The following is a 13,631-nucleotide window of genomic DNA, read 5'->3' as shown; positions in this document are numbered from 1 at the left end:
TTAGAGACCGAAAACCCTGTTGATTAGACACACTTCACCCTGAGGCTGACCATAATAAAATGACGATGCTTGTCCTTTACGCAGTGCACGCATGACTTCAATACCTTTAATTGTGGCATAAGCCGTCTTCATAGATTTGAATCCTAATGTGGCCCTGATGATCCGCTTTAGCTTGCCATGATCACATTCAATCACGTTATTTTTATACTTAATCTGCCTGTGCTCAAGGTCTGGTGGACATTTACATTCCCGTTTTAACCGTGATAAAGCACGTCCATATGTGGGTGCTTTATCCGTGTTGATCACTTGTGGAATTTGCCACTTCTTCACATTATTTAAAATTTTTCCAAGAAAACAATATGTTGATTTGGTATTACGTCTAGAAGAAAGATAAAAATCAATGGTATCGCCACGTTGATCGACTGCACGATACAGATAAGATCATCGTCCATTCACTTTTACATAGGTTTCATCAATATGCCACGAGCTCAGATCTGTAGGATTACGCCAATACCAGCGTAAACGTTTTTCTATTTCAGGAGCATAACGTTGAACCCAACGGTAAATAGTCGTGTGATCAACATTCACACCCCGTTCGGCCAGCATTTCCTGCAGTTCACGATAGCTAATGCCATATTTACAATACCAGCGCACAGCCCAAAGAATGATTTCGCCCTGAAAATGCCGACCATGGAAAGGATTCATATGCTGCACATTTAGCTAAAACAGTCTTCAGCTTACCATTCGTGGTTATTTGCAACAGTGCCGATAATCTTCGATTAGGTAGTTGTAAATTACAATTATTTTGCAATCAATAAAAAACTATTATGAAACTAAAACGAAATCACTTTATAGGGAGGAAAATTACTTTACACAAAGCAGTTGATCCCATTTAAAGTAGTTCTGTGTTAGCCGATCTCGTGACATATTCCATGCTCTGTCCGGCAACATGCTAGCACCTAAGGCAAGTTTACTTTTACCAAATTTGCTATGAATACTTTCCATAGAATCCATCAAGGCATTGCTAACTTCGATGTGCTTCATGTCGGTAAACATGTCATACACATGGCTTGCCTTTGGTTCGAGACACGTCAGAATCACGCCACATTTCTTGAAGGCAATGTCCTTGGCATACAGGCCATCAATCATCGCTGTAGCGAGTTTAGAGAGCACCAACAGGTTGTCAGTAGGTTCTGGTAAAGGTAGCGATAGAGACTTATTGTAGAAAGGCTTAGAGACATCAAATGGATTTGATTGCACGAAACTAATAAGACAGCCACACAATAGCTCATCGTCTCTCAGTCTACTTACAGCATCTTGTACATACAGGGTCATAGCTTCTTTTAGATCATCTATGTGGTAGATCCTCTGCCCAAAAGAGCGACTAGCAATGATTTGCTTCTTTGCAGGTGGCGTATGTTCCAGTTCAATGCAAGCGGTTCCATGAAGCTCTAATAAAGTTCGATGCATTACGATAGAGAATTGGTCCCTGATCATCAGAGGATAAGCCATGACAAAATCCATGACAGAATGGATGCCCATACTGTTGAGCTTCTTCGAATGTTTACGTCCTACACCCCAAATCTCACTTACCTCAATGGATTGGTACAGTGTTTCAGCAGAGCAGTGATCCATTGAAACCAAGTTACATACGCCATTGAAATAGCTGTTCTTCTTGGCAATATGGTTCGCCAGTTTCGCTTCAGTCTTTGAGCGCCCAATGCCAATACATACAGGTAAACCAAGCCAAGAAAAGATACGTTGACGAATCTGTTGAGCATAATCGGTTAGATCATAATTCTCTGCATGAGCCGTCAGATCCAGAAAGCATTCATCAATAGAGTAAATCTCCTGCTCTTTAGGAGACACAAAGTCAGACAGGACTTTCATCAATCTGCGGGACATCTCTGCATACAGTGCATAGTTGCTCGATAGCACTTGTACCTGATGCTGCTCTACGATGTCCTTGATCTGGAAGAGAGGAACACCCATCTTGATGCCCAAGTCCTTGGCTTCCTGAGACCGTGCTACAGCACAGCCATCATTGTTCGATAGCACAATGACAGGCTTATTGTTCAAGCTTGGGTTAAAGATGCGTTCACAACTGACATAGCAGTTGTTGATGTCTACTAAAGCGTAGATATTATGGTGAGCTGCTTGCATGAGCATGAAACCAATAAAGTATTAACGCTTTCTGAAAGGCTTGATGACAAAAGTCACTACACCCCAAATCACCATTTCCTGACCATCCTTCAGATGAATGTCGGAATACTCAGGGTTCTCTGCTTTAAGCCAACGATTATCATCACCTTCAATCATGAGACGTTTTACAGTGAACTCATTGTCGATCAGCGCAATTACGATGTCTTCATGCTTGGCTTCAATGCTCCGGTCTACAATCAGTTCATCATCAATCTCAATGCCTGCATCTCTCATCGAAAGTGAAGCAACCTTTACAACGAATGTTGCAGCTTCATTTTTGATGAGGTGTTCATTCATGTCTAATGTTTTGTCGATGTAGTCCTGAGCTGGCGAAGGGAAACCAGCAGCGACTTTCTCTGAAGCCAAAGGGATTCTCATCTGAGTAGTCGCATCAATCAGCGTGATGGATGCAACTTCATTGAACCTTTGCTTCTCTACTTCATTGAGATAATTCTTGATCTCTATAATTTTGGATACAGGTACTCTTACCGTTTTCGTAGGCTCATTGTATTTAAACTTTCTACCGGAACCATCTCGGCTTCCGCCACGACTATTGCTCATGACTCATCTACTTTTTGATTTTGTGACGTAATCAAATATATGACTGAATGTATTACAGATTCAAGAATATTTCGATAAATGGTGAGACGTTAATGACAGGCTTTTTTAAGGCACTGTTGCAAATAACCACGAATGGTAAGCTGAAGACTGTTTTAGCTAAATGTGCAGCATATGAATCCTTTCCATGGTCGGCATTTTCAGGGCGAAATCATTCTTTGGGCTGTGCGCTGGTATTGTAAATATGGCATTAGCTATCGTGAACTGCAGGAAATGCTGGCCGAACGGGGTGCGAATGTTGATCACACGAATATTTACCGTTGGGTTCAACGTTTAACAATAAAAATGGGAGCCTATAGCTCCCATTTTTATTGTTAAACGTTGAATCCTATATGTTTTCCTGTTGGAAGCTCTACATCAATACGGAGCTTCCCACCCATTGCCTCAACATACTTTTTCATGGTTGAAATCTTAAGATCATTGCCACGATTTTCTATTGCTGAAAGCGATGGCTGTTTTATTCCCAAAGTTTCAGCAAGCTCTTTTTGAGAAATTTCGAGTTCTTCACGAATAAGATGAAGCTGATTTTCTAGCAGTAATTCATCAGCCATTTTTTGAATACGGGCTTGGCTCTCTGGAGAGCGGCTAGCTAACAATTCTTGCAGAGTCTTAGCCATTAGATTTATCTCCTAGGGTAGTGAGATGAAGTTGGTATTGTTCATCTGCAATATCCAGCATGTCTTTATAAAAACGCTTTTTACCGCCTTTATCAGCAATACATAGAACAATAGCCTGTCGTAAGGGATCAAATGCGAAGAAAGCTCTTAAGGGTCTACCGCGATGTTGAACACGCAGTTCTTTCATATTGGTAAATTTAGACTCATACACAGTATCTACTAAAGGACGGCCTAAACTCGGTCCCTGCTGCTGTAGAACAACCAGGGCAGCTAGGACCTTCTCTTGTGTAGGTTCATCTTGCTGTTCAAGCCACTGATTAAATAGATCTGTCGTAATGACTGTCCACATACCACAACCAAAATATAGATTATAGTCTATATTTTAGGGGCATTATGTTTGTTTTGCAAATGAGAAAGGATAGGCAATAAAAAACCCCGACATCCTGTCGGGGTTTTTCGTATTTGGTACTAGGGGCAACTCCTGTCATCCCTCGCGTCCTGTCGCTGATCTTCTTATTTTAATCTGGAACATCCTGTTCTCAATGAAGCCATGATATGCAATCTGGTGGTGTCTGCCTATTAGCAATTTTCTTGAATGGCTGTACGCCAAAACGTACATGCAGATATCCTCAAATTATCCCAATATTTGTCCGCAGGAAATGGGGATAATTTCAGAAATGAAGGCCTTTAGAAATCAGGAAAAATTGAAATTTTGAGCATTTTTTAATCAATTTTATTGGCTAAAAGTGACAAAATTGCTTAAAAAGCAGCCGACTTGTTTCGGAGTCGGCTTTTCACCTATTTTTTAGTCATGACTATTTTTTTAAATAATTGAAAAACAATAATTTTTTAGAAGTGATTTCGTATAAGCTCCATTATGTTAAATGGCTTAATCAAAATAACCTAAAATTGCTAAAGTAGGTATAAAAAAGATCGTAAATACAGCAAAATATTGAATCATCTTTTTATGTCTGAAATCTCGTTTAGAAATGATCAAAAGCAATGCCGAAAAAAAAATGACTATGAATGTCCATGAAATTGAATACATACTTAAATCCTAATTAATTATGTTGAGTTTTAAATTTCTCTAAAATTAACATAATACACGTTATACGAATGCAAAAATGGGAGCTATAAGCTCCCATTTTTAGTCTTTAATGCGCTTTTTAGCTTCGTCATAAACTATGCTATCAGCTCGTTTCCCGACTGTGATGAGCAAGATAACTACCTGATCATCTTTAACTTGATAGACAAGTCTGACACCAGCTTTTAATAATTTAATTTTATAGCAACCTGCAAGATCGCCTCTAAGCATATTCTTTGGAATATGTGGCTGCTCTATGACTTTGGCTAGTTTCTTCTTAAATTGATCTCGTATAGCAACAGGGAGTCTTTCCCATTCTGCTGTAAAGTCCTTGTGACGTAAAAGCTTATAAGTCATCTAATGTGACTTCCTCAAACATCTCTTTAGGGTCATTAATGCGCTTACGGACAAGAGCTAATAATTCTTCGTCTTCTTCTGAAAGCAAAGCTTTTTTGACAGGTAGTTTCCCAGTCGTAGCAACATACTCAAGAATACTAGTAAAGAAATCTGTAGGTGCAATACCTTGTTCTTTAAGGATGGAATAGGATTTTTCTTTAAGGGCTTCATCGACCCTGAAGTTAACAGTAGCCATCATATCTCCCAGTTATTTAATGTACTAGGAGTACTGTAATGCAAATTGCATTACAAGTCGACTTCGTATAACCGCCATTATGTTAATTTTAGGAAAACTTTAAAAATAATTTTTTTATACACAAAAGAAACACCTTCACTTCATTAAGCAAAATTTAGGTTCAATGAAGTATGATTTTGCATTTTAATAACTATGCGGATGAATAATGGGTTTTGATATAGAAAAAGTAAGAGAACAGCTAAAAACGGCTAGATCTAATTCTTCTGAAAGACAACTTCTACAATTACTAAAAGAAAATAGCTTTCTTTTCTCTGAATTATTCTCAAGACATTTTGGGATACAGCCCATTTTTTCAGAAGTTAGTTTTGGTAATAATTTTAGATGTGATTTTTGTTGGCTAAATGATAATTCAGATGGTCCTGAATGGGTATTAGTTGAAATTGAAAAACCTTGTGCAAGACTTTTTAATCAAAACAGGGAACCAAGTGCAGAGTTAAATCACGGAATCGAACAAGTAAAAAGTTGGCAAAGATATTTTGAGTTTAATCCCGCTGAAAAAAGAAGAATTTTTGGTGCGGTAAGGAAGTTCAGATATATCCTAGTAATTGGTGAAAAAAGTGATTGGGAGGCTAGAGAGGCTAGCTTATGGAGAGCTTTTGAAAATCATAATAGTATCGAAATTCGATCTATGAATATTTTTGATAGAGCTATCGAAAATTATGAAAAAATTCCAGATCACTATTGGAGCTTTCAAGAAAACCCTCTTGTATTAAATGCTAGTAAACTTCAAGCCTATTGGGAAGAATATTCCTACATAATGACATGGAGAAAAATATTACCCTAATAGCTCTGGAGCAAAGCTATTGAACATATGGCTGTAATAAAAAATAGATTTTAATTTAATGATAATATTAGTTCTTTTTTTGGGGGGTTAATTTGAAAACTACTTTAGAAATTTTAAGTTTAACGTTTGATACATCACTATCTTATTGTGAAAATATAAGAGATATGATCGTTGAAGGCACTAAAAAAATTGAACTCGATTTTAGGAAATTAGGAACTATTGAACCTTTCGGGATAGTCTATTTTTCAAATTTTGTTAAAACTTTTTCAAGACTTAGAGATATAGAGCTTTCTTGTATTTACCATGATAATGAAGGCATTAGTTATGCTAAGCACATGGGACTTTTTCAAAATTGTGGTTTTGATATTGGAAAACCACCTAGAGAGGAATTTCCAACCAAAGAAGCATCCCATATACCTATCACCATTGTTGATGTAGAAAATTTACGACAAGAAGCAAGAGACACGTACGAGCAAGTTGGTCAAATTGTTGAAAATTATAGTGAAAGATTAGCAAAATTACTTACCTCTCAGAAAGATACTACTCTAGTAGACACATTAACTTTTTGTTTCAGAGAAATCATTAGAAATGTTGTTGAACATTCAAAGGCCCCAAAAATTACTTTTTGCGCTCAATATTGGCCATATCTAAGAAAAGCTGAAATTGTGGTTCTTGATAGAGGTCAAGGTATTCGAAATTCTTTAAATGAAAACAGTACATTACCAGATATAGGAACTGATAAAGACGCTTTAAATTTTGCATTGTTGCCAAGTATTTCTAGTAAAGTTGCATATGGCAAAAAGCAAAAAAGGAAATCAGACGACTTTTGGAAAAATAGTGGATTCGGTTTGTATATGACTCATCGTATAGCTGGAATGGGGGGAGATTTTTTTATTGCCAGTGGTAAACATGGTCTCCAATGGATTAAAGACGAAAAAAAAGATCATAAAGTCAGATTAAAAGGCACCATATTACGTATGGTTATACAAACTGATAATATTAGTGAGCTACAGGAAACTCTTGGAAAGTTTAGAACCGATGGTTTTGCATTAGCACAAGAGTTAACAAAAATGGAGATAGAACCATCTACAGCATCTCTAATGCTTTCCAAACATCGTAGTGATGTGTGCTGAATTAACAGGAAACCTCCACTTTGGCTCCTAATGGAGCCATTTATTTAACATAAAATCTCTTATGTGAAGCAATCTTTGTAACTCCAAAATAGAAATGTCCGGTTTCTCCAAAGTAAAAATGTCCGCTTTTAGATAACTTTAGCAACTCGATAGACAGTTGCAACTCCACAATTCACTGCTTTGGCAATTTCTTCCTTAGTCATATTGCCAGCTGCTAGCAATTCTTTTATTCGTTTGTGCTTAGCCTCATTGGCTTTCTTACCTGTTGGCTTGTAACCCGAACGTGCCAGGCCCTGCTTAATACGTTCTATACGTTTCTCATTGTCTAGGCGAGCCATTGTTGCCAGGAGATCAATCAACATATTGTTGATGAGTTCCAGGATTGAATGAGTAATGCTGTCACTGGTTTGAATCATTTGGTAGGTAGTAGGAAGATCCGCTACGACTAAACGAAGTCCCTTCTCCTGGATCCTGCGCTTCAGCTCTTGAAAATCTCGTTGGGTTAGGCGTGATAAGCGGTCAATACTTTCAACTAACAAGGTGTCACCTTGATTTGCTTCTGACAGCAGCTTATTCAATTCAGGTCGGTCTAACTTCGTACCACTATAGTTTTCCACGTACACAATGGTTTCACCCAAATTCAAGTTTTGGTTTAGATCCTGAAGAATCTGCAAAGCCCTTTCTGCATCTTGATCTTTAGTTGAAGCTCGTAGATAAATACGTGTATTCATTTCTATCATTTAATCTTAATTCTATTAGATTAATGATAACAATATCATTTAATTATTGCATTAAGTCTAATGATAGATATTGTATGCGATTTGGCTTGCTATCATTCAGCTATAGTCTTTTGATAAAAAAAGCATGACTAAAAGCCATGCCTTGGGAATTCGTATAACAGCCCTTATGTTAAATCAGGTTTAAAACTTAATATCATGTGAATTAAAGTAGGTCGGATCAAACTCTATCTCTCCTATTTCATCCTCGATAATTTGCATGTAATCGTCATATCTTGGATGTTTGGGGTCTTGTAATGCATCTAAAATATCAAGATATCCAAAAATTCCTCCAATATCTTCAAATGGAGCATGATTTTGACCATCTATACAACATGGATATTTTTTATTTAAATCAGGAGATTGTCTGCTTTCTACAGTAATCAAATGTTCCCAACAATCGCCAAAATCATATGTATATATAATTTTTTTACCTACACGTAGAACTTCTTTCAATTTTTGTCTTTTATTGATCTTTTCATGCTTAATAGTCGTGAATTCATGTAAATGGCTATCTTCCCAATCAAAAGCAGATTGAATTGCCTTATGGAGCCTAGATAAAGTAGCTGCCGATGAAATTTGAATAGTTCTCCAGATTTCAGGATCACTACCTAGCAGACTAATTTTTAATTGAAAAACTTCATCAGAAGATTTGAGCTTTACAGTTCCCATAACAGCCTAGTTCTCAAAAAATAGTTTTAGTAAATCTAAAATTAACATAATACACCTTATACGAAACGTGTTATAATTTTCATTAGAAATCAATGCTGTAGTTTCTAGTTTATAGCCCAATCGAGCCCGTTTGGGCTTTTTTTATGATTTTTCATGTTCCACGAATATTCTTTAATCAATGTTCCACGGTTTTGATTAGATATTTTAATCATTCCAGTAAGAGCCGGCGAGTGTCTACGAGCGACCACCTGGCATTAAAATTTCGCCCCTGCCTTTTCTCTGACTACAAGCTCCCTTTCGATTTTAAACGGTAGGTACAGAGCATCCCGAATGGATGCGAACTTTGGAGCTTTTGCTTTTCAAAAAGTTATAAAATATAAATCCTTATTTAAGTTTTTATAACACAGTATTCCATTAACCTTTTTGATTAAAAAAGCACCATTAAAGTTGGACTTAAGAAAGTCCAATTTTAATGGTGCTGATGAAAATCATCACTTTGTAAAAATGAGTTTCAGTAGTTTTATAAATATTAAACTACTATAAGATCCAATCTCTTATTTCCATTGGAAACCAAAAGAGACACCACCACCAAAGTCACCGCGGCTGTTACCTGTTCCAGCAGCCTTATATACCCATTAATTGTTTTCAGTTATTCCACTGACCGGATTACTCCACCCTCTGTAGACGACAAAAGCATATTGATATTGCGATAAGCTATCAAAAAAGTCATGAGGGACTACATCTATTGGTCGACTCAACTAGCTTAAAGTTTTTAGGCGAAGGCGAATGGAAACGCAAGAAACATCAGCCTGAATATCGTCGCCAATGGCATAAGCTTCATATTGCTATAGATGCTGAAACCCTTCAAATACGTGCAGTACAACTCACCACAAATAATGTCAGCGATTCACAAGTACTTAGTGATTTACTTGATCAGATTCTATTGGATGAGCAAATAGAATCTGTTTATACCGATGGAGCTTATGACACAAAAAGATGCCGTCAAGTCATTGCAGATCGACAAGCACATGCAGTGATTCCTCCTAGAAAAAATGCAAGACCTTGGAAAGATACAAAATCACATTCTCAGGAGCGAAATGAATTACTTCGAACAGTTAAACGTTTAGGCAGAACACTATGGAAAAAATGGTCAGGCTATCATCGGCGAAGTTTGGTGGAAACCAAGATGCATTGCATCAAATTATTAGGGGAGAAACTCAGCGCTAAAAATTTAACAATCAAGTCAACGAGATTCATGCACGTGTGGCAGTCTTAAAGAAATTTACAGAATTAGGTCAACCTCATACCCAAGTTGCCACTTAAATTTGGATCACTTAGGGGCAGCTGTGCATTTCAAGCCTTTGTGCAACAAAGCCGGGTCAAAGTGTGATTTACTTCTCACAAGAAAAACTTTATTTTACTCTATAATAAACTTCTTGCGTTAGTCAAAATTTAAACAGCCCAAAGCTACATTTTATAAGGTTTTAGCCAATTCAAAAATTAGGTAAAACGATACTTTCGCAAGAGGTCTAATAAATTACATTTTTTTACTTGGTAAACCGACTTGTATACATAAGGCTACAAGTTCTAACTTCTTTTCTGCATTTGGAAATTATTATGAATAAGGTTTATAAGGTTGTATGGAATGCATCTTTGGGTATTTGGGTAGCGGTTTCTGAGTTAGCCAAAGGAAAAACAAAAAGTCGTTGTAGTGTCGAAGCTTCTTGTTTACAAAATCAACAACTAGAAGATGTTTCATTAAGCTCAGTTTTTAACTACAAAATTCTATCTCTTGCAATTTTTACAGTCTTTACTGCAAATTTTGCATTTGCTGGTTATGAAGCGGGAGGAGGATCAACCTTTGCAAACTGTACGCGTACATCAGCCGGATCAGGGGCGGAGGGTGCAGGAATTGCTATTGCAAATGAAAACAGTATTGCTTGTGCTCCTGCAGTTGAGTCTTTAGCTATAGGTGCAAATATTGCAGCTTTAGGTGCGCAATCAACAGTAGTTGGTAATGATGTCATTGCTTCAACAACTGCCACTCAATCAGTAGTTATTGGTTCTAGTTTTAATGTAAACCCTACTACATCGAATGGTAAAGGTGGTGTGGCAATAGGTAGTGGTTTATCTACTATCCATAAAAGCCCAATCGCTGACGGACAAGGATCTTTGGCGTTAGGATCGAGTGGCGATGGTACAGCTATAAATGGCACAATATACAATCAACAAGGGCCTGATGCTAAGGCGGCTTATAGTGCGGCATTAATGGCGGGCTCTCAAACTGCAACTGGTGCAGATAGATCTATAGCTTTTGGTGTAGATGCTAAAGTTGCAGCTAATACAGTTGATAGTATTGCACTAGGAACAACAAGTGCTACTTCTGCTAATAACACCGTTGCTATAGGTAAAAATGCAAATGCCAATGTTCTTAACTCCGTTGCATTAGGTGCGGGTTCCACTACAACTGCACAGGCGGGTAATTCTTTTCTAACGAATGTCGCACCTTCTGCTACGAATGGCGTAGTTTCAGTTGGTACGACTAGCGCAACTCGACGCATTCAGAATGTCGCTGATGGTGCCGCCCTTACTGATGCCGTGAATGTAGCGCAATTAGACAAGGCTTATGATGACGCACATAGCCGATTAGCAACTGCTTTGGGTGGTGGAGCAGCCTATGATCCAGCCACAAATGCGTATACAGTACCGAACTATAATGTCACTACCGATCCAAATGCAGGAACAAAAACGGGTAATGTAAATAATGTTGGTGCTGCACTTTCTGGTTTAGATACAGCGGTAAATAAAGCAATAATATTTAATGCTAATGCAGGTAGTTCAACTAATAAACTTGGATCAACATTAAATATTACTGGTGGTCTTGCAGGTACTGGTTCAAACGCAAATGTCAAAACTGTCATTACGGGAAATACAGTTGATATCCAAATTGCAGATGCCCCTACATTTTCTGGTACTGTAACTGCTGGAAATCTTGCAACTGGTGGCACATTAAGTGTTACAGGCGTGAGTAATTTAAATGGTGGGGCAAACTTAAATAACCAAAAAATTACTAATCTTGCTGCAGGTACCGCACCTGGTGATGCGGTTAATTTTAGCCAATTAACCACAACTAACAACAACGTAACTACAGCACAAAATACAGCGAATACTGCTTTAACTAATGCTAATAATGCACAGACTTCTGCAAATGCAGCGCAAAGTACAGCTAACAATGCTTTAACTGAAGCACAAAAAGGTTTGAATTTTAGAGCAAATGCTGGTGCTACAGATAAAGTTAGTTTAGGTGAAACCATCACCCTAGCAGATGGAACTAATACAACTGCAACTTATGATGCTGCAACAAATACTTATAAATATAACGTGGTTGATGCGCCAACTTTTGCTGGCACGGTGACAGCTGGAAATCTTGCAACTGGTGGCACATTAAGTGTTACAGGCGTGAGTAATTTAAATGGTGGAGCAAATTTAAATAACCAAAAAATTACCAATCTTGCTGCAGGTACAGCACCTGGTGATGCGGTTAATTTTAGTCAATTAACCACGACCAACAACAACGTAACTACAGCACAAAACACAGCGAATACTGCTTTAACTAATGCTAATAATGCACTGACAGAAGCTCAAAAGGGTTTGAATTTCAGCGTAAATGGTGGTGCTGGTGATAACGTAAAATTAGGGGAAACTGTTAATTTTGCGAATGGCACCAATACAACAGCAACTTATGATGCAGCAACAAATACGTATAAGTATAACGTAGTTGATGCACCAACTTTTGCTGGTACGGTGACAGCTGGAAATCTTGCAACTGGTGGCACATTAAGTGTTACAGGCGTGAGTAATTTAAATGGTGGAGCAAATTTAAATAACCAAAAAATTACCAATCTTGCTGCAGGTACAGCACCTGGTGATGCGGTTAATTTTAGTCAATTAACCACGACCAACAACAACGTAACTACAGCACAAAACACAGCGAATACTGCTTTAACTAATGCTAATAATGCACAGACTTCTGCAAATGCAGCACAAAGTACTGCTAACACTGCTTTAAGTGAAGCTCAGAAAGGTATTAATTTTGGCGATGGTACTACATCAAACAACTATGCGTTGGGTGAAACGATTAATGTTAAAGGTGACAGCAACGTTAATAGTGTAACAACTGCAGATGGTGTACAGCTTAGTTTAGCATCCGATATCGTTCTTGATAGCGTGACCACAGGCAACAGCAAATTAGACAACAATGGCTTAACCATCACAGGTGGGCCAAGCATCACGACAGCGGGTATTGATGCAGCAAACACCAACATCAGCAATGTTGCAGATGCGACCACAGCAGACCAAGCGGTGAACAAAGGCCAATTGGATGCAGTAACAGCAGCAGCGGATGGCAAAACTGATGCATTGGGCAACAGCACGGCCAACAACTTAGGTGGTGGTGCAACATACAACAGTACGACAGGCGCAGTGACAGCACCGACCTATAGCGTGAATGGCACAGACGTGAACAACGTAGGTGCTGCGATCAGTGAATTAGACAAAGGCTGGAACTTGGCAAGCAATGGTGCCAATGCAGGTGCAATCAAAGCGGGCGATACGGTAGATATCGGTACAGCAGCAGGCGAAACGAATTTACAAGTTGCGAAGAGTGGCAACACAATTCAATACAGCTTAAGCCGTGACCTTGACCTTGACAGCGTGACCACAGGTAACAGTAAGCTCGACAACAGTGGCTTAGTGATTACAGGTGGGCCAAGCATCACGACAGCGGGCATTGATGCAGCAAACACCAACATCAGCAATGTTGCAGATGCGACCACAGCAGACCAAGCGGTGAACAAAGGCCAATTGGATGCAGTAACAGCAGCAGCGGATGGCAAAACTGATGCATTGGGCAACAGCACGGCCAACAACTTAGGTGGTGGTGCAACATACAACAGTACGACAGGCGCAGTGACAGCACCGACCTATAGCGTGAATGGCACAGACGTGAACAACGTAGGTGCTGCGATCAGTGAATTAGACAAAGGCTGGAACTTGGCAAGCAATGGTGCCAATGCAGGTGCAATCAAAGCGGG

General features: G+C 38.6%; 11 protein-coding genes and 3 pseudogenes. 5 read left to right on the top strand and 9 right to left on the bottom strand.

Annotation, left to right across the window (positions count from 1 at the left end):
* From HJG58_RS16985 to HJG58_RS16975, 3 genes and pseudogenes are all read right to left on the bottom strand, one after another.
* Positions 1 to 705, bottom strand: a pseudogene (locus HJG58_RS16985) (IS6-like element IS1006 family transposase).
* Between the two features lie 159 nt (positions 706 to 864).
* Positions 865 to 2,169: a Y-family DNA polymerase gene (locus HJG58_RS16980; protein ID WP_068558395.1), complete on the bottom strand. Its 1,305-nt coding sequence runs from the start codon at positions 2,167 to 2,169 to the stop codon at positions 865 to 867.
* Between the two features lie 15 nt (positions 2,170 to 2,184).
* Positions 2,185 to 2,763, bottom strand: coding sequence for a LexA family protein (locus HJG58_RS16975; protein WP_068520013.1), 579 nt, complete (start codon positions 2,761 to 2,763; stop codon positions 2,185 to 2,187).
* Between the two features lie 171 nt (positions 2,764 to 2,934).
* Here HJG58_RS16975 and HJG58_RS16970 point away from each other — a divergent pair.
* Positions 2,935 to 3,108: pseudogene (locus HJG58_RS16970) on the top strand (IS6 family transposase); the annotation flags it as partial.
* Between the two features lie 26 nt (positions 3,109 to 3,134).
* Here the strand turns inward: HJG58_RS16970 and HJG58_RS16965 are convergent.
* From HJG58_RS16965 to HJG58_RS16950, 4 genes are all read right to left on the bottom strand, one after another.
* Positions 3,135 to 3,437 carry a helix-turn-helix domain-containing protein gene (locus HJG58_RS16965; RefSeq protein ID WP_001140620.1) on the bottom strand — a complete coding sequence of 101 codons (303 nt, stop codon included), beginning with the start codon at positions 3,435 to 3,437 and terminating at the stop codon, positions 3,135 to 3,137.
* On the bottom strand, positions 3,430 to 3,786 hold the full coding sequence (locus tag HJG58_RS16960; protein ID WP_004668307.1) for a type II toxin-antitoxin system RelE/ParE family toxin: 357 nt from the start codon (positions 3,784 to 3,786) through the stop codon (positions 3,430 to 3,432). Before HJG58_RS16960 ends, HJG58_RS16965 begins: the two co-directional genes overlap by 8 nt.
* Before the next feature lie 798 nt (positions 3,787 to 4,584).
* A complete protein-coding gene (locus HJG58_RS16955) occupies positions 4,585 to 4,878 on the bottom strand; it encodes a type II toxin-antitoxin system RelE family toxin (protein ID WP_038349496.1) in 294 nt (97 codons plus the stop codon).
* Positions 4,868 to 5,113 (bottom strand): type II toxin-antitoxin system RelB/DinJ family antitoxin, encoded by a 246-nt coding sequence (locus HJG58_RS16950; RefSeq protein WP_000246756.1) that lies wholly within the window; start codon positions 5,111 to 5,113, stop codon positions 4,868 to 4,870. The genes HJG58_RS16955 and HJG58_RS16950 overlap by 11 nt, the downstream gene beginning before the upstream one ends.
* A 205-nt stretch (positions 5,114 to 5,318) precedes the next feature.
* Here HJG58_RS16950 and HJG58_RS16945 point away from each other — a divergent pair, with 205 nt between their 5' ends.
* Both HJG58_RS16945 and HJG58_RS16940 read left to right on the top strand, forming a co-directional pair.
* Entirely contained in the window at positions 5,319 to 5,957 is a 639-nt protein-coding gene (locus HJG58_RS16945) for a Shedu anti-phage system protein SduA domain-containing protein (RefSeq protein ID WP_071211298.1), read from the top strand.
* Between the two features lie 92 nt (positions 5,958 to 6,049).
* Complete coding sequence (locus tag HJG58_RS16940; RefSeq protein ID WP_071211299.1) at positions 6,050 to 7,090, top strand: hypothetical protein; 1,041 nt, start codon at positions 6,050 to 6,052, stop codon at positions 7,088 to 7,090.
* Between the two features lie 128 nt (positions 7,091 to 7,218).
* Here HJG58_RS16940 and HJG58_RS16935 read toward each other — a convergent pair whose 3' ends face one another.
* Both HJG58_RS16935 and HJG58_RS16930 read right to left on the bottom strand, forming a co-directional pair.
* Positions 7,219 to 7,830, bottom strand: a complete 612-nt coding sequence (locus tag HJG58_RS16935) for a recombinase family protein (RefSeq protein ID WP_004740252.1) — start codon at positions 7,828 to 7,830, stop codon at positions 7,219 to 7,221.
* A 180-nt stretch (positions 7,831 to 8,010) separates the two neighbouring features.
* Positions 8,011 to 8,538: a plasmid pRiA4b ORF-3 family protein gene (locus HJG58_RS16930; protein WP_000537572.1), complete on the bottom strand. Its 528-nt coding sequence runs from the start codon at positions 8,536 to 8,538 to the stop codon at positions 8,011 to 8,013.
* Between the two features lie 661 nt (positions 8,539 to 9,199).
* Between HJG58_RS16930 and HJG58_RS16925 the strand changes: the two are divergent.
* Together HJG58_RS16925 and HJG58_RS16920 are read left to right on the top strand one after the other, a co-directional pair.
* Positions 9,200 to 9,861 (top strand): annotated as a pseudogene (locus HJG58_RS16925) (IS5 family transposase); the annotation flags it as partial.
* Between the two features lie 294 nt (positions 9,862 to 10,155).
* On the top strand, positions 10,156 to 13,631 hold a 3,476-nt coding region (locus tag HJG58_RS16920), incomplete at its 3' end, for an ESPR-type extended signal peptide-containing protein (protein ID WP_268915868.1).

This window comes from Acinetobacter geminorum, assembly GCF_013009345.1.
GTDB lineage: Bacteria > Pseudomonadota > Gammaproteobacteria > Pseudomonadales > Moraxellaceae > Acinetobacter > Acinetobacter geminorum.
This window is presented reverse-complemented; position numbering and strand designations above follow the sequence as displayed.